The sequence below is a fragment of the Pseudomonas sp. NPDC089395 genome (assembly GCF_044749525.1).
Classification (GTDB): domain Bacteria; phylum Pseudomonadota; class Gammaproteobacteria; order Pseudomonadales; family Pseudomonadaceae; genus Aquipseudomonas.
The window spans coordinates 1083482-1100345 of record NZ_JBIVID010000001.1 but is presented as its reverse complement, the minus strand read 5'-3'; the positions used below and the strand labels follow the sequence as shown (position 1 = coordinate 1100345).

11 protein-coding genes are annotated in these 16864 nt (G+C 63.1%); 1 reads left to right on the top strand and 10 read right to left on the bottom strand.

Going from position 1 to position 16864, the window contains the following annotated elements; all coding sequences use genetic code 11:
* Window position 1 precedes the first annotated feature (1 nt).
* From ACIPZG_RS04900 to ACIPZG_RS04885, 4 genes are all read right to left on the bottom strand, one after another.
* Window positions 2-214 (bottom strand): hypothetical protein, encoded by a 213-nt coding sequence (locus ACIPZG_RS04900; RefSeq protein ID WP_008099514.1) that lies wholly within the window; start codon window positions 212-214, stop codon window positions 2-4.
* The gene (locus tag ACIPZG_RS04895; RefSeq protein WP_008099512.1) at window positions 211-681 is read right to left on the bottom strand and encodes a hypothetical protein; all 471 of its coding nucleotides are present in this window, start codon (window positions 679-681) and stop codon (window positions 211-213) included. The genes ACIPZG_RS04900 and ACIPZG_RS04895 overlap by 4 nt, the downstream gene beginning before the upstream one ends.
* Before the next feature lie 363 nt (window positions 682-1044).
* Window positions 1045-1239 (bottom strand): hypothetical protein, encoded by a 195-nt coding sequence (locus ACIPZG_RS04890; protein WP_400710792.1) that lies wholly within the window; start codon window positions 1237-1239, stop codon window positions 1045-1047.
* 187 nt (window positions 1240-1426) lie between these two features.
* On the bottom strand, window positions 1427-1831 hold the full coding sequence (locus tag ACIPZG_RS04885; protein ID WP_008099509.1) for a TraR/DksA family transcriptional regulator: 405 nt from the start codon (window positions 1829-1831) through the stop codon (window positions 1427-1429).
* Window positions 1832-2124: 293 nt separating this feature from the next.
* On the opposite strand from ACIPZG_RS04885, the gene ACIPZG_RS04880 reads away from it, so the two are divergent.
* Window positions 2125-6651, top strand: a complete 4527-nt coding sequence (locus tag ACIPZG_RS04880; RefSeq protein WP_400710789.1) for a hypothetical protein — start codon at window positions 2125-2127, stop codon at window positions 6649-6651.
* 19 nt (window positions 6652-6670) lie between these two features.
* Here the strand turns inward: ACIPZG_RS04880 and ACIPZG_RS04875 are convergent, their stop codons facing one another.
* The 6 genes from ACIPZG_RS04875 to ACIPZG_RS04850 all read right to left on the bottom strand — a co-directional run bounded on the left by ACIPZG_RS04875 (window position 6671) and on the right by ACIPZG_RS04850 (window position 16834).
* Window positions 6671-7444, bottom strand: a complete 774-nt coding sequence (locus tag ACIPZG_RS04875; protein WP_008099503.1) for an enoyl-CoA hydratase — start codon at window positions 7442-7444, stop codon at window positions 6671-6673.
* Between the two features lie 13 nt (window positions 7445-7457).
* Complete coding sequence (locus tag ACIPZG_RS04870) at window positions 7458-8585, bottom strand: acyl-CoA dehydrogenase (RefSeq protein ID WP_400710786.1); 1128 nt, start codon at window positions 8583-8585, stop codon at window positions 7458-7460.
* Between the two features lie 8 nt (window positions 8586-8593).
* Window positions 8594-9787 (bottom strand): acetyl-CoA C-acyltransferase, encoded by a 1194-nt coding sequence (locus tag ACIPZG_RS04865; RefSeq protein ID WP_400710783.1) that lies wholly within the window; start codon window positions 9785-9787, stop codon window positions 8594-8596.
* A 12-nt stretch (window positions 9788-9799) separates the two neighbouring features.
* Window positions 9800-10567 (bottom strand): SDR family NAD(P)-dependent oxidoreductase, encoded by a 768-nt coding sequence (locus tag ACIPZG_RS04860; RefSeq protein WP_400710780.1) that lies wholly within the window; start codon window positions 10565-10567, stop codon window positions 9800-9802.
* Between the two features lie 11 nt (window positions 10568-10578).
* Window positions 10579-12225, bottom strand: a complete 1647-nt coding sequence (locus ACIPZG_RS04855; RefSeq protein WP_400710777.1) for an acyl-CoA synthetase — start codon at window positions 12223-12225, stop codon at window positions 10579-10581.
* A 145-nt stretch (window positions 12226-12370) separates the two neighbouring features.
* Window positions 12371-16834 (bottom strand): NEL-type E3 ubiquitin ligase domain-containing protein, encoded by a 4464-nt coding sequence (locus ACIPZG_RS04850; protein ID WP_400710774.1) that lies wholly within the window; start codon window positions 16832-16834, stop codon window positions 12371-12373.
* Window positions 16835-16864 lie beyond the last annotated feature (30 nt).

Here is a 16864-nt window from a genome sequence, read left to right as displayed (position 1 = left end):
CTCACTGCTGGGTGAGGCGCTGCAATTCTCGCCGCACCATGGCGGCATAAGGTGGTGGGCTGAGCTGGTACAGTTGAGCCGCCACCCAGTTCAACCAGGCACCCTGCATCGTTTCACGCCGGGCCAACAGGGATTCGGCCAGGGCTGTTGCCCCCGCCTGATGCTGCTGATGGAACGCGGCGCGAGTGCCCGGTTCCTCGCCTCGTTCACTCATTCACTGGCCTTGAACGTGGTCAGTTCGCCCTTGCGCCATTTCGCGACCTTGCCAGTGACAGCCTTCAGCAATTTACCCAGGCCTTCCTGCACTTGCTGTTGAGCCGCGAAAACCAGCATGACGCCCTGCCCGTCTCGGAACACGATGCCTTCGCCTTCCGGCACCGAAACGAATGCGTAGTCGCCCACGCCATAGACATTGAGCTTGATTTCACGAAAACGCATTTCCAGCTTGCCACCTTCCCGGCTGGGCAAGACGGCCGCGCGAAAATGATCGCCCACCTTCAACTCAAGGCGCTGCTTGTCATCGACTACCAAGGCACTCTCGGTGTCGATTTCGGCCATGTACAGGCCTTCGGGGTTTTGTTCGGTGACATAAACGAAACGACCTTGAAACAGCTTGGCCAACTTACCGCGCAAATCGCCAAGTGCAAACAAGGCGTGGGTATCAAGTGTACTGACTGCCAATGAAGTAATCCTCAGATCGGTGACATCCGCCCCCACTCGACCTTGGTGAGGTGCGGCCATTGTTCAATTCGATAGGCAAAAAGAGTAATAAAGCGATGCGCGAAACGTCTGTGCCTGCTGGCGATGCAGCACGCAGGAAACTTTACACGAGCTTGTCAGACCCGGCCGTTATGAGGCCGCTCGACATGATCCCTGAACGGGAAGCGTTTGCCTGACAAATACATCCGCCAGAAAGATGCGATAGATAACTGCAGACCCCTCGGCAGATCGGGCGCAGGCATCAAGTAGCGCATTACCGGGGATTAAATATGCACGAAAACACCGAAATCCGTCGAGCGCTAAAAAGCATTTCTTGCTCCGCACTCAAGCGGCCAGGCCCTTCTGCAACTGCTGCAACCAGGCTGACTGGCACTCTAGCGCCTCCTCACGGGTGGCGAATGCCGTACCACGGCGCTCACCGTTGACCAACACTACCCAGCAAATGCGCTTGCCCAACGCCTGCAGCGCTGCTGGCACACCTGTACCGATCATCACGGCTACATCGACTCGGCTATTCATCATTCCCTCCGGAATATAATTAGCACCCTAACGATATAGCCATGATACCCCCGCCAGCCGGGGAGAAACAGCGCATTGCGGTACAGCAGCGTTACACCACGAGCAACAAATGCCGTACACACGTATCCCGCAAGAAACGCAAAAAGCCCCAAGGACTGCTCCATGGGGCTTGGCACACACCGCGCGGTCAGATCTGCCGCTGGTGGCGATCGAGCTGCTCGTGGCGCTCCTGGGCTTCGATGCAGTATTTGGTGGTCGGGCTGATCAGCAGACGCTTCAGACCAATCGGCTCACCACTGTCATCGCACCAGCCGAAGCTCTCGTCGGTAATCCGATCCAGGGCCATTTCCAGCTGCGGCAACAAGCGCTGGTCGCGGTCAATGGCATTGACCAACCAGCTACGCTCTTCCTCGACCGAAGCCACATCGGCAGGGTCCGACGGGGTGTCCAGGCCCTCGATGGTGGCGCGGCTCAGCTCGATGCGTTCATGGGTTTCGACTTTCATCGCCTGCAGCAGGGCAGTGAAGAATGCCAGCTGTTCAGCGTTCATGTAGTCATCGGCCGACATGGCCAGCAACTGTTCCTTGGTCATCGATTTCTCTATGAAAAAATGTGCATTTGGGCGATTCGGGTGCCGCCGAGGCCTGAGCCTGGGCAGCGGAATTCTTCAAGCGCCAACCGGCACTCTTTTACAGGGGGCGGCAGTCTAAGGCGCCGCGTCGTCAGGGGCAACACCAATGACGGAGGAATTGACCGAAATGACGTGGAATCCGCCTGCCGGCCGTCATTTCCCGATCAGCCGCCATGCGGCAGTAGACCTGTAATACCCCGAGCCACTGCGCTGGCGGCCCAATGGCGGGGTTTTCATGACCTGAGTTCGCCGCCATGCCCACCTCCCGAAGACTCCCCCGCAGTGCGCTGCTGCCTTGCGATACCGCCAGAAGATTCAGCAACCGCCCAACCCTGTTCGAAGTCGCCGCAAGCCTGCTGCTGGAGCAGTGGCCAATCTACGGGCTCGACACCAGCCTCGACCCCCTTGACCTGCACCTGGCCAGTTTCGGCCCCGTAGACGGACTGGCCTATGTACGCCCGCTGTACCACCTGCTGGTCGAGCGCTTCTGCCTGCGCACTTCGCTCAACATGACCCCTGGCCAGGACGTCGTCTGCCGCGAACAGCGCGTCGAGCCCGAGCAACCTGTGCCGGTCGACCTGGCGCAGCTCGAAGCATTGATCAACGATTGCGGCCCACTGTTGCTCGACAGCTTCAGCCAAGCCCTTGTCGACTTCTGGTGCGAAGCCGACAGCAAAGGTGAAACGCCCTGGTCGTGGTTCGCCAGCCACCTTCAAGCATTGCTGGGCATCGCCCTGGCCCAAGCCGATGCAAGCGGTCAAGCAGCAGACGCCAAAGCCTTGCTGCAAGCCTTGTCAGAGGGGCCCGCCGAACTCGACGACTTGCTCGAACTGAATACGACCCAAGGCATCACCGTGCAGACGCTGGTCTCGAATTTCTCCGCCGATTGGCAACTGGATCCGTACCTGGCCAGCGCACTGTTGATCGAGCGCGGTGAAGCACCTGGCAGAGCGCCTTTCACCCTCTTGTTCACCCCCGTGGGTCGATTGTTGTCGTTCCCTTCCCGAGAGCGCTTGCTGGAGAGCATCACGCAACATTGGCCCGCCCTGCTGGCCAAATCGCCCCCCAGCGTGAAACTGGGCACCCCAGACCGCCAATTGTTCCAGGCCCAGGCCGTCAACTTGCTGATGCAGCAGCTCGAAGGCATCGAGATCGCCGCGACCGCCTTCCACACCCAGGGCAGCGCACAACAACTTGCCGATGCCCTGGACCACCTGACGTCCCTGACTCACCTGTGCAGCGTCGATGACCAGGCCAGCCACGCATCGCTGTCCGAGCAGTTACCGTCGTGGGTACGCCAAGGCGAACCCACGGCACTGATCGTGTACAGCTCGATGCTCACCGAAGTGGCCCGCAGTTCGTCCGATGCCGATGGCAGGAGTTGGCTGGACGGTGTGCCGAGCGCACAGGTGTTTGCCTGCGAGCGCCTTACCAGCCTGATCCACCGTGACCACCCGCAATCGACCCTGGACCCTGCGTCGATACGGGTCATCAACCACCAGACCACGGCAACTGCAATACCCTCTGCAGGCCAGGTGATCAGCGAGGGCACCACGATACCGGTGACGTTCACCCTGCCTCAACTGGCCATCGCCAACCTGGGCCTGCTCAAACCGGGTCGCGTGTCGCTGGAAAGCGTCGACGGCCAACCCATTGCGGCCTGGTTCGACACCTCGACCCTGCGCAGCCTCATCACCGAAGCGGACATCGGCGCGACTTATCCCAAACGCCTGCGCGCACTGCTGCTCGATGATCCCCTGGCGCGCGCCAACCGCGAACGGCTACTGGCCGACCAGTTGCACAGCCAACTGCCCGCGCAGGTCATGAACAGTTACCTGAAAGATGAGCAACCCTCCCTGCAAGCGATCGTCGCCCTCGAACACGTATTCGCGCCCATGGCCGACGAGCACGGCAACTGGGTGCTGCGGCCACTGGGGTTGTTGCGAACGATGGATGCAACGCCCGATCATCCACTCAATGCCTGGCTGATCGAGAACGATGGCTCGACTGGCGCCAGCTGCCTGCTGTATCGCCCCCTGCACCGTGAACCGATCGTGGAGTTCGCCGATCGTCTGGCCCTGCTGGTGGCAATCAGTGAGCCCGGCGACCTGCAAAACGACATACTCCACCGGCTGGCGCAGGAAGACCGACGCATCTATGACCACGGAGGCTTCAAGGAGCCGCACCTGTTCCACCCGCTGGACGACGACTGGGCAGTTCCACTGTTTACGCCAGCCCCCGTGACCCTGTCACGCGAGGCGGCGATCAGCGACCCGGTCCAGGCCATCTACAAGGCCTGTGTCGAGGAAACCGTGAGCAATTTCAAAGCGCAATCCACCAGCAGCGAGGCAACCCGTTGGCAACGCTGGGAAGAACTGGGCTGGTTGCTGCTCAACAGTGTCTTGCCATTCGTCGAAGGACCGTTCGCCGAGGCCGCCTGGTTGGTACAGATGGAAACCGCCTTCGCCCGCCTGGTGGACGCCAAGGAGCAAGCGCAGCCGGGCGACCGTACCGGTGACTGGATCGAGTTGTTAATCAATGTCGCCTTCCTGATTTTCAACCACGCGATGCAGCGCCTGGAGCTGGAGCATCCGCTGGACGCCGCGGTTCCCCGGGGCCCAAAGCCCCCCTTGGAACCCGCCCCGGTGGTGATCACAAGCACAGCCGAGGCGCAGATCGATTTCAGTTGGTCCCAACCCTCGCTGAAGCTCGACAAACCGCAGACCGAAGCCCTCGCAGCCCTGCAGGCACCCCTTTCGCCAGCCGCCCTCGGTTTCCCCATCCCGGCGGGGCCGATTGGCGGCTTGTACCTGAGCGCGGACCTGCTTTGGGCGGTGATCGAGGGCAAGGTATTCAAAGTGCAACTCGATACGCTGACCGATCAAGTGCGCATTGTTGACGCCGCGGATGATCGAACGCCAGGCCCCTGGCTCAGGCGCGACGAGGCTGGGCGCTGGCAGCTCGATCTCCGGCTGCGCCTGCGCGGCGGCATGCCCCCCTCGAAGCGAATCGCCCAGTTGCAGGAGGAGCGCAAGAAGAACACCGAGGCGCTGTTCAATCGTGTGATGGACGACTCGAAAAGCATCGTCGAACAGATTCCCGGCATCAAGAAGATATGCACGCTGGGCCAGCGCTCCGACGATACGCGCGTAATGCGCAGTTGCCTGGAAAAGCTGCAGGCATTCGAGGCGTTCGTCGCCGAGCATATCCAGCGGCTGCACGACCTGAATGTGCAGACACCCATAAACGACTACAAGACCAAACGCGCCGGCACACTGTTCCAGCAACTCGATTGCCAGCTGCACATCCGCGAGCTGTTGATGCGCCTGTTCAAACCCGAACGCGTTCATCTTCTGCAGATGGTCGAACATCAGGCCGAGCCGACGCTCCAGGACGAAGCTATTCTCGCCAGGCGCCTGAGCACCTTGACGACGCTGGTCGATAGCCTGTTCGACAATGCCAGCGCGTTCGAACAGAGTTTGGAGCAACTGCGCAAACTGGCCAGCCCCTCCCTGCCGAAAACCATGGAGATGCTGGACAAGGTCGAACGGCAAAAAGGCAGCTGGACGCCCCTGTACTGGCGCTTCATGCGTATCGAGACCTCGGTCAACCGCATGACCCTGGTGCAGATGGACGAAAGCGCAGTTTTCTGGCTTGACCGTACTTGGGACAGCATCGAGCTGGCCATAGGCCAACGGCTGCAGCTGGGCAAACGGGCGAATGCCAGCGACGAAGTCAAACGGCGCTTGCTGGAAAACATCGCGCAGCACCTGGCAACCGCCCAGCGCCGTTTGCTGACCCTGCACCAGTGCTTCGAACCCGCCGCGGTGCCCGCCCCGCTCAAGCAACTGCGCACCGACATCAACGACATGAGCACGGGCGTTGCCGGCGAACTGGCGGAATACCCGGACCTGCCCCAGCGCAGCACGGTGACGCAATTGAGCCGGCAATTACCAGGGCTGATCGAAACCCGCGAAGACGGCCTGCTTCTTGGCCAGCCGCGTGCGGACGATGCCAGCATCGTCGATATACCAGGGGCTCAGGAGGGCTCGGTCACCCGCAGCTACAAGCGCGAACACGAGCGCTGGGTAGCGGTCGAGGTCCAGTCCGCTAAAACAGCCTCACAGTCCCCAGGCAAGTTCAAGGCACTGCTCAAGGAAAGCACTCGCCTGTTGGCCAGCGCACGCAAGGATCTGGGGTTGATGCAGAGCGCCAGGGCCAACAGCTACCTGCCCGTCGATATCGAAGACATCCTGCTCCAGCACCGTGCTGGCCTTGAGCGTCATCGGGCCGCCATCGAGCTACGCCTGACCCGCGACAATGAAACCGATGAAGGTACCGCCGAGGGCGATGCAGCCTTGAACATCAAGGCGATAGAGGACATGTCAGCGACATTGGCCGGGCAGGCGATCGAACAGCGTGCGCGGGTCGCGCTGCTGCAAAAACCCAGGATGGGCGAACTGTCCGTCCTGCTCGACAACCAACAAGTGGCCATTCACTCGACCGGCCCGCGTCGGCCGCTGGCAAAAATCGCCGGGCGTACCGACGACTACCTGGAAGAATTCGCCATCTGCCATGCAGGTACCGACCTGTGGTACGCCCATTTCCATTATTCCAGCAGGGATGCGGCGCAAACCGCCTATACCGCAGGCCATCTGAAAACCGCCGAACAGCGCTATGCCCAAGGGCAATTCAGCAGGGACGCCGCCGGGCATGAGGTGGCGGTTCATCGCAGCCCCATCGACCTGGCCTCGGCGAAGCAATACTTCTTCGCCAGCTGAGTCGACAGGGCAACGAGGCTCAGCGGTCTTTGAACTGCGCTTCGCGCTTGGCGATGAAGGCCGCCATGCCTTCCTTCTGGTCTTCGGTGGAAAACGCCGCATGGAACACCCGGCGTTCGAAGCGCACACCTTCGCTGAGGGTGACTTCGAACGCACGGTTGACGCTTTCCTTGACCATCATGCTCACCGGGATCGACTTGCTGGCGATGGTCGCCGCCACTTTCAGGGCTTCCTCGACCAGCTCGGCCTGCGGCACCACACGGGCCACCAGCCCGGCACGCTCGGCTTCCTCGGCGCCCATCAGGCGGCCGGTCAGGCACAGTTCCATGGCCTTGGCCTTGCCCACCGCACGGGTCAGCCGCTGGGTACCGCCCATGCCCGGCAGCACGCCGAGGTTGATCTCGGGCTGGCCGAACTTGGCGTTGTCGCCCGCGAGGATGAAGTCGCACATCATGGCCAGCTCACAACCACCACCGAGCGCGAAGCCGGACACGGCAGCGATGATCGGCTTGCGCCGGTTGGCGATGCGGTCGGAGTCGCTGAACAGATCGTCGACGTAGATCTGCGGATACTTGAGTTCGGCCATTTCCTTGATATCGGCCCCCGCCGCGAAGGCCTTGGCGGAACCGGTCAGCACCACGCAGCCGATGTTCGGGTCCCTTTCCAGCTGGTCCAGGGCCTGGTTGATCTCCGCGATGATCTGCGCGTTGAGCGCGTTGAGCGCCTGGGGCCGATTGAGGGTGATCAGGCCGACCTTGCCGTGGATGTCCAACAGGATGGTTTCGAATGCCATGCAGACTGCTCCTTCAAAGATTACGCGCAATGACCATGCGCTGAATGTCGCTGGTGCCTTCGTAGATCTGGCAGACACGCACGTCGCGGTAGATCCGCTCCAGCGGGAAGTCGCTCAGATAGCCATAACCGCCGAGCGTCTGCAAGGCATCCGAACAGACCTTTTCGGCCATTTCCGAGGCGAAAAGCTTGGCCATCGATGCTTCCACCAGGGCCGGGCGCCCGGCATCGCGCAGCGCCGCGGCGTGCAGCACCATCTGCCGGGCCACGGCAATTTTCGTCGCCATGTCGGCCAGACGGAAGGCCACGGCCTGGTGTTCGATCAAGGGTTTGCCGAAGCTCTGCCGCTCTTTGGCATAGTCGCGCGCCACCTCGAACGCGGCGCGGGCCATCCCTACCGACTGCGAGGCGATGCCGATGCGGCCGCCTTCGAGGTTGGCCAGGGCGATCTTGTAGCCCTGCCCCTCTTCACCCAGGCGGTAGGCCACCGGCACACGCACATTGTCGAAGACGATCTGGCAGGTATCGGAGGCATGCTGGCCAAGCTTGTCCTCGACCCGCGCCACCTGGTAGCCCGGCGTATCGGTGGGCACGATGAAGGCCGTGATGCCGCGTTTGCCAGCGTCCGGGTCGGTGACGGCAAAGACGATCACCACCCCGGCGTTCTGCCCGGAGGTGATGAACTGCTTGCTGCCGTTGAGCACGTAATGGTCACCGTCCAGGCGTGCACGGGTCTTCAGGCTGCTGGCGTCGGAACCGGCCTGGGGTTCGGTGAGGGCAAAGGCGCCGAGCATCGCGCCACTGGCCAACGGGGCGAGGAACTGCTGCTTCTGCTGCTCGCTGCCGAACTTGAGGATCGGCACGCAACCCACCGAGTTGTGCACGCTCATGATCGTCGAGCAGGCACCGTCGCCGGCCGCGATCTCCTCCAGCGCCATGGCATAGGCCACGTAGCCTGTGTCGCTACCGCCGTACTGCTCCGGTACCAGCATCCCGAACAGGCCCAGGCCGGCCATCTCCTCGATGGCTTCTTTCGGGAAGCGATGGTCCTTGTCCCATTGCTCTGCGAACGGCTTGAGCCGCGCTTGGGCAAAGCCACGGACGGCGTCGGCGATCTGTTGTTGCTCGTCAGTTACCAGCATGGTTCACCTCAGTACAGGCATTCGACAGCCATGGCCGTGGCCTCGCCACCGCCGATGCAGATGGCCGCCACGCCACGGCGCAGGTTGTTCTGGCGCAGGGCCGACAGCAGGGTCACCAGGATGCGCGCGCCCGAGGCGCCGATCGGGTGGCCCAGGGCGCAGGCGCCGCCGTGGATATTGACCTTGTCATGGGGCAGGTCGAGGTGCTTCATGGCGGCCAGGGTGACCACGGCGAAGGCTTCGTTGATCTCGAACAGATCGACCTCGGACAGGCTCCAGCCTGTGCGCTTCATCAGCTTGTCGATGGCACCGATCGGGGCGGTGGGGAACAGTGCCGGGGCATCGGCGAACGCGGCATGGCCATGGATCACGGCCAGGGGCTTCAAGCCACGTTTTTCGGCTTCAGAGCGGCGCATCAACACCAGTGCCGCAGCGCCATCGGAGATCGAGCTGGCGTTTGCCGCAGTCACCGTGCCGCCTTCACGGAAGGCCGGCTTGAGCTGCGGGATCTTGTCCAGGCGCGCCTTGGGCGGCTGCTCGTCGTCCTTGACCAGGCGCTTTTCCTTACCTTCGGTTACTTCCACCGGGACGATCTCGGCGCTGAAGCGGCCGTTGCTGATCGCCTCCTGGGCGCGGGTCAGCGAGGTGATGGCGAACTGGTCCTGGGTTTCGCGGCTGAAGCTGCCGGCCTGGGCACAGTCCTCGGCGAAGGTGCCCATCAGGCGGCCCTTGTCGTAGGCGTCTTCGAGGCCGTCCATGAACATGTGGTCGATGATCTTGCCATGGCCCATGCGGTAGCCACCGCGCGCCTTGTCCAGCAAGTAAGGGGCGTTGGTCATGCTTTCCATGCCGCCGGCGACGATGACATCGGCGCTGCCGGCCAGCAGTTGGTCGTGGGCCATGATCGCGGCCTGCATGCCCGAGCCGCACATCTTGTTCAGCGTGGTGCAGGTGGTGTGTTTGCCCAGGCCCGCGCCCAGCGCTGCCTGGCGTGCCGGTGCCTGACCGATGCCAGCCGGCAGGACACAGCCGAACAGCACCTGCTCGACGCTGGCGGCATCGATACCGGCACGCTCGACGGCGGCGCGTATCGCCGCGGCACCCAGCTGTGGCGCGGTCAGGCTCTTGAGGTCACCCTGCAGCCCGCCCATGGGCGTGCGCACGGCGCTGACGATGACGATTGGATCGTTGGCAAGGGTCATGTTCGTTTCTCCTTACTTGGCAGCCATGCGCAGCGCACCGTCGAGGCGGATCACCTCGCCGTTGAGCATGCTGTTCTCGATAATGTGACGAGCCAGCGCCGCGTACTCGACGGGGCGGCCCAGGCGTGGCGGGAACGGCACGCCGGCGGCCAGCGAGTCGCGTACTTCCTGGGTCATGCCGGCCATCATCGGGGTTTCGAAAATGCCTGGGGCGATGGTCATCACCCGAATACCGAAGCGCGCCAGCTCCCGAGCAGTGGGCAAGGTCAGGCTGGCGATGGCGCCCTTGGAAGCGGCGTAGGCGGCTTGACCGATCTGCCCGTCGTAGGCGGCAATCGACGCGGTGTTGATGATCACCCCCCGCTCGCCCTCGGCGTTGGCTGCGCCTTCGGCCATGGCCGCGGCGGCCAGACGCAGCAGGTTGAAGCTGCCGATCAGGTTGACGTTGATGACCTTGGCGAAGCTGGCCAGCCCGTGCGGGCCTTGTTTGCCCAGCACCTTCTCGGCCCCGACGATACCCGCGCAATTGATCAGCCCGTGCAGGCTGCCGAAGGCGGCCACGGCAGCATCCACGGCAGCCTTGGCCGCCTGTTCGTCGCTGATGTCGGCGACTGCGAACCGCGCATTGTCACCCAGTTCGCGCGCCTTGGCCTCGACGGCCTGTGCATTGAGGTCGACCAGCATGACCTTGGCGCCGGCTTCGACCAGCATCTGCGCAGTGGCGGCACCCAGGCCCGAGGCCGCGCCGCTGACGATGAAATTGCTGTTGGCTATCTGCATGATGGGTTCCTTCAGGCGCTGGCGCGGTTGGCCAGCGCAGCTTGTTGTAGGGCGATTTCCTGATTGCGCAGGATGAAGCGTTGCAGCTTGCCGCTCGGCGTCTTGGGCAGCTCGCTGACGAATTCGATTTCCCGGGGGTAGGCATGGGCGTAGAGGCGCTGGCGCACATGCTGGCGCAGCGTCTCTTCAAGCTCCGGGGTGCCACTCACACCCGCGGCCAGCACGACGAAGGCCTTGATCAGCTCGGTACGCTCAGGGTCCGGCTTGCCGATCACCGCCGCCTCGATCACTGCAGGGTGCTCGATCAGTGCGCTTTCCACATCGAACGGGCCTACCCGGTAGCCGGAAGTGGTAATCACATCGTCACTGCGACCGACGAAGCTGATGCTGCCATCCGGGTTGAGCTCGACGGTGTCGCCGCTGAGGTAGTACTTGCCGACGAAGCTCTTGGTTGGCAGGCCGTGGTAACCGGCAAACCAGCACAGGGGCGACTGCTCGCGATCCACCGCGAGAATGCCTGGCTGGCCCGCCGGCAGCTCGGCACCCTGCTCGTCGAGCACGACGATGCGGTGACCCGGGATGGCAAAGCCTGCCGAACCAAGATGAACCGGGTGCTGCAGGCCATGATGATTGCACAGCACCATGCCCAGCTCGGTCTGGCCGTAATGGTCATGGATGGTCACGCCCAGCTCGTCGGCGAACCAGCGAATGACTTCGGGGTTGAGCGGCTCGCCGGCGCTGCTGACCACCCGCAGGCGGCCCTGAATCGGCGCCGAGAATTCGCGCCCGGCAGCGATCAGCAAGCGGTACGCCGTCGGCGAGCCCGCCAGATTGGTGATGCCGAGCTTGTCGATGACCCGCGCGCAGCTCTCGACGCTGAAAGGGCCGTCGTAGAAGGTGGTGGCGTGGCCCAGCGACAGCGGGCCCGTAACGGCATAGTAGAGCCCGTAGGCCCAACCCGGGTCGGCCAGGTTCCAGAAGTTGTCTTCAGGGCGCAGGTCGATGGCTTCGCGCATGTAGCCCTGAAACGCAACGATCGCCCGCAGCGGCACTTCCAATGGTTTGGCCGGGCCGGTGGTGCCCGAGGTGAACATCAGCAGGAAGGGGTCGTCGCCGCCGCGCAAGACCGGCTCGCAGGCGGGCAATGCCGCATCGAGCAAGCGCTGGAAGTCCAGCTCGCCTTCGCCAGCGTTGACGGTGATGGTGACCGGGCACGCAGCCAGGTCATCGAGTTTGGGACGGTTGCCCCGGTCGGTGACCACGACCTTGGCCCCGGACTGTTCCAGGCGGTGTTCGATGGCCTTGGGGCCGAAGGCGGTGAACAGTGGCTGATACACCGCCCCCAGGCGCCAGGTGGCGAGAATGGTCACCAGCAGTTCGGGGGTGCGCGGCAACAGGCCGGCAACCCTGTCGCCCGGGCCTACGCCCTGATCCTTGAGGGCATTGGCGAAACGGCTGGCCAGGGCTTGCAACTGCTCGAAACTGAAGCGTTTGCCGTTGCCGTCGCGATCTTCCCAGACCAGGGCTGTCTTGCCCTCGCCCACATGGCGATCACAGCATTCGACACAGGCATTGAGGCCCTTGAGGTTGCCCTCCAGCGCCGTGCTCACGGCATTGGCATAGGCGAACGAACGGACGGCCTCGGCGTAATCGCGCATCGTCAGACTCCTGGTTTTTTATTGTTGGAATCGCACCATAGGTCTGACGATGGTCACGCCAAGGCCGCGCGCGGACAATGGCCAAAGCTGTCAATCTGGATGAGCGGTTTGGCCGCTGGCAGCGAATGCGGCAGGCCTGTGGGCCTTAGCCTTCCTCTGCCGCCAGTTCCAACGCCTCCCGTGTCAGCATCAGTTCAAGCGCCTGCTCTGCGCTGTCGCGCTCGCATTTGAGTTCATTCCAGCGCTGGGTGTAGACGTCGCTGGTCAAGGTATCGACAATCTCATCGAGCGCCTCGCCGCGTGCGTCGAAATCGCTGGCGATTACGGCGAAGGGCTCGGGGTGCTGGCGACGCAGGTAGGTGGTCCAGAATTCCTGGCGGGCAATGCTTTGTACGACCGCCTCTGGCGTTTCAGCCGCACATACGGCGTTCAGCGCCTCCTGGGCGCGCTCGACGGTGATGTCGGCCAGGCTACGGAAGCGCATGGTCTGGGGCTGGCAAGGCAGGTCGAGCACCTGCGCCAGGCTGATGCGGTAGCCCAGCACGATCTCCAGGTCATCCAGATCAGGGTCCTCCAGCCGCCGCACTTCTACAGCCTCAAAGGCAAAGCGGTCGAGCGCTTCGAGGCGAAACAGCCGACGCCCCAGCGCCAGCAGTGCCGGCCCTGCGTCGGCTTCGGCACTGCGCTGGGTGGCTTGATGCACCAGCACCTGAATCTGCAGCCGGCTGAACCGCTCCGCCGAGCTGTCCACACAGCCCATGGGCTCGCGGGCACTGTCGAAGATCTGCGTGCGCAAGGCTTCATCCTGATCGATGGCGGTCAGCAACCCCCACACCTGATCACTCAGGTAACTTCTCGCGCTGCTGAAGTCAGCTCCCTCCGTCAGGTGCTGTAGCAGCTGATACAGCTCGGCGCTGTTTGCATCCCCGTGCAGCCGCCGCCACAACTCGGTGCGTGCCAGCTGCCGCGCTTCTGGCTGGTCACCCAGCCAAGGCGCCAGCTGCGCGTCGGTGATGACAGGCAAGTGCAGCTCTCCACCGTGGCGTTGATGGGCCAGCCCGTATAACCGTTGACGCTCGGCGGTGGACAGCGGATTACGGTTCAGATTGAGCCGCGCTCGGAAGCTCCAGGGCATGCGCACCAGTTCGGGAGGGATCGTCTCGATCTGGTTGTCGCTCAGGTCAGCGAAGTCGAGGAAGCCGCAGCGCTCCAGGCCGGTCGGCATTGCCTGCAGGCGGCAATGGCCCAGCCGCAGGGTGCGCAGTTCCGGCAGCTCGGTGAAACGCAGGTCCAGCGTGCGCAAGGGGTTGTGGCTCAAGTCCAGGGTATGCAGATAGGACATCGTTCGCAGCAGCTCCTGGCTCTGGCCGTCGATGCGAATACGGTTGGCCATCAACCGCAGGGTACGCAGCTCTGTCAGGTAGGAAAGGCCGAAGGGCAGCGCCGTGAGGCGATTGTTGGTGAGCACCAGCGTATGCACGTGGGGGAAGCAGCGCAGGAAGCCGGCCGGTACCTCGTCCAGGTTCATACCCGCCAACATCAATTCGCCGACCAGGCTCATGTCGACCTCGGCAGGCAGCGAAGGCAGCCGCCCGATGCGCCAGCCGCTGAGGTTTATCCGCAAGCGCCCATCCGCCGATTCATAGTCGACCTCCCCCACACCTCGCCAGGCTCCGCGTAGCTGGTTGGCAAAATGCTGCCGCTGGTTGGCCATGGCGGGATCGGTGGAGCGGGCAGTCCATTGGGTGAGCGTCTGATCGAGCTGTGCATAGTTGTGCTCGTGCTCGAGCAGATCATCGAATGGCGAGCCGCCGGCCAGCATCAACTGATCGAAGAAATCCCGCACCCGTTGCTCGTTGAAGTTCGGGTACAAGGCGCGGATACGGTCGAGCAGGGTTCTCGTGGAGTATTCCCGGGATGAGTGGCGACCGCCCAGGGTGTAACCCACTCGGCCATCCGCCAGCCGCGTGCCAGGGTTGAACCAGGGCGCCTGGTTGCGCCAGCCCAGCAGGTTGAAGACGCCTTGACGCTGCGACGGTATGGCGGCGGCCAGTTGATCGCGCAGTTGTTGGGCCGCGTCTTGTTCCGACAAGCCAAGCGCCGCAAGCTGGGGCGTATCGAGCATGGCCACCAGTGCATCGAAGATGCTGGCCGGTTCGGCGATGTCCAGGTCTCGTTGCAAGCCTTCGTTGTCGTACAGTTGGAAACGGCCTTGGCGAAAGACCATGACCGTGCGCAGCCGGTCCTCACCCTGTGGGTCCAGTACGGCCAACAAGCGTCCGCTCTCAGTACTCTTGCGCAATTCCAGGTTGAGGTTGCGCGGCCAACCCGGCAGTTTACGCAGCAACGCGAACACCAGTTCACCACCGTCATCGCTGTAGGCACTTGGCAAGTACAGAACCTCAAGTGCGCGATTGACCCGGGCCAGTTGCAACAACGAACGCACTTTTGTTGCCAAGGGCAGAGGAATGCGCTGCTCCTGCACCGCCACGTTACGCACGGTCGGGTCCAGATCGAGCAACGCCTCCCGTGCATAGGCATCCGGCAGGCCAGGGAAATCGCGCTTGAGCAGGGACAGCACGGCATCCTCCTGCGGGGCCAGCGCGGCAAGGTGCTCCAGCAACCGGCCACGCCACAGCAGCTCATCATCGAGCAATTCGCTACCGATCTCTGTGTCGGCCAGACGTTGCAGGTCAGGATGCGCCTTGCACCAGGCGAGAACATCGGCATCGATGAACGCCGCCGGTGTCCGGCGCAAGGCATCGAGCAGCCGAGTGATGCGTTGATCGGCCTCGAAGCGGCGCAATGTATCGCGCAAGTTGACCGGCAATTGGCGGTTTTCTACCAGCAGCCCGCGTAACTCATCTTTGTCGACACCCGATACCTGCAGAATCTGCGCTACCTGCGCCTCACTGCGCGCAGGCTCGCTCGGCCACAGGCGCTCCAGCATCCGCGCACTGTCGTCCCACTCCAATGGGCGCTCCAGACGCAGCCGCCAGCCGCGCTCACCATTGCTCACCAGGGCAGGCTCGAAGGCGTCGGTGCGCGACGGGTGGCGCAGCCGCCACGGCCCGTGCTGTTGTGGTCGGTGCACCTCGTAGTAGCGCGAATCGATGCGTACCAGGCGGCGAGTGCCCTCGCGGTACAGGCCATCCTCCTCCAACACCGCCATGCCCCGGGTCACCTCGTACGGGCTCAGGTCGTGGTTCCACAAGCGCGCCTCTTGCTCATCGATGCTCACCGGCTCCAGGGCATCGACGAACTCACTGCGCGTAAAGCCCCTGATCACCATCCCCGTGCCGACCACGGTCAGCGCCGTGAAGGCGACCATCTCCGCCACACCCAGCAATTGTTCCGCCGCGTCATGCTGATGGCCCTGGGCCCAGTCGCTGATGCCATCGTAGGTTTCCCCGGTAACCTGCGCCGCCAGCTGCGCGAGCAGCAAGGCCCCCAGTTCCGGGACGAACAGGCCGGCAATGCCCAATGCCCCCATGCCGATGCCCTCCCAGCGGGCCAAGCGCTCACTGGCTTCGCCCTTGTCTGCATCAGCCGTGGTCACCAGAAGCATCCTGGCGTCGTCCCGCAACCGCTGCACATGTACATCGGCCAGATGGGCGAATACATCGCCGTCGATGGTCGTGCCTTGCGGCTGCAGATCGGTCACGTCGTCGAGGACGCGCTTCTCCAAGGTTTTCTTGAATTCGGCACGGGCGTGCAGTGGCACCCATGTGTAGAACAGCGACCGTGTTTCCGGTGTCTTCAGTTCCTCGGCCAATGCCTGATTCAGCTTTTCCAGCCCGTCGAAATGGCGCAACGCATGCTGCGGATCGGCCGGCAGGTACAACACCACGCCACCCTCCCCGCCCTGGCTGTCACGCAGCTGGATCAGCAAGGCATCGTGAACGGGGCACTCCAGAACTTTCAACTGGCCCGTGTAGGCACGCGGCAGTTTTTCTCCGTGCTCACCCGTCAACACGGCGCGCAGGGCCGCTTGCTGGACCCCATCAACCTGCCCTTTCAGCGCTGCCAGTTCCAGCGCCAGGGTGAAGCCGGTGCGCTTGTGCTCTGCCAGCCGCGTGCGCGTGGTATCGGTGATCGTGCGGCTGAGCATTTCCTGGTACTGGCGCCCTGCGTCCAGTTGCCGGCACTGACGGGAGAATGCGTTCACGTCTTCTTCCAGCACCGTCATCTGCCCTTTGGCCACCAGACCGCTGCCGGTGTAGAACGGATCGCCTCCCGGGAAGTTCTGCATCAGCCTCATCAGGGCCGGGGTGCGCAGGTAAGTGATTTCTTCCTCGGGCAGGGTGATGCCGGGCTTTACCGTGAAGCGACGGCGCACTTCGATCCATTCGAGTTCATCCAGGCCCAGCGCCGCCGCAGCCTTGCCCAACTGGGCGGTGAAGAGCTTGCGGGCGAAGGCTTGCGGTGTCACCAGGTCAGCGAGTTTCTTGTTCAGTTCAACATGGCTCTGGCGATGGGCCTTGTAGCTGTCGCGCAGCTTGTTGATCTGCCCCTGGGAAGCCTGCTTGAGCCACTGGGGCAGACGTTTTGCAAGAAACTTGTCGCCATGATCGTCGAGTTGAGTGACTTTTTCTGGATTTTGCTGCATGGGTTGCACCTCCTCGGGTCGAAAAGCCGA

Excerpts from the sequence above, each read along its gene's own strand:
- ACIPZG_RS04900 (WP_008099514.1), bottom strand. The coding sequence starts at position 214 with ATGAGTGAACGAGGCGAGGAACCGGGCACTCGCGCCGCGTTCCATCAG.
- ACIPZG_RS04890 (WP_400710792.1), bottom strand. The coding sequence starts at position 1,239 with ATGAATAGCCGAGTCGATGTAGCCGTGATGATCGGTACAGGTGTGCCA.
- ACIPZG_RS04885 (WP_008099509.1), bottom strand. The coding sequence starts at position 1,831 with ATGACCAAGGAACAGTTGCTGGCCATGTCGGCCGATGACTACATGAAC.
- ACIPZG_RS04880 (WP_400710789.1), top strand. The coding sequence starts at position 2,125 with ATGCCCACCTCCCGAAGACTCCCCCGCAGTGCGCTGCTGCCTTGCGAT.
- ACIPZG_RS04875 (WP_008099503.1), bottom strand. The coding sequence starts at position 7,444 with ATGGCATTCGAAACCATCCTGTTGGACATCCACGGCAAGGTCGGCCTG.
- ACIPZG_RS04870 (WP_400710786.1), bottom strand. The coding sequence starts at position 8,585 with ATGCTGGTAACTGACGAGCAACAACAGATCGCCGACGCCGTCCGTGGC.
- ACIPZG_RS04865 (WP_400710783.1), bottom strand. The coding sequence starts at position 9,787 with ATGACCCTTGCCAACGATCCAATCGTCATCGTCAGCGCCGTGCGCACG.
- ACIPZG_RS04860 (WP_400710780.1), bottom strand. The coding sequence starts at position 10,567 with ATGCAGATAGCCAACAGCAATTTCATCGTCAGCGGCGCGGCCTCGGGC.
- ACIPZG_RS04855 (WP_400710777.1), bottom strand. The coding sequence starts at position 12,225 with ATGCGCGATTACGCCGAGGCCGTCCGTTCGTTCGCCTATGCCAATGCC.
- ACIPZG_RS04850 (WP_400710774.1), bottom strand. The coding sequence starts at position 16,834 with ATGCAGCAAAATCCAGAAAAAGTCACTCAACTCGACGATCATGGCGAC.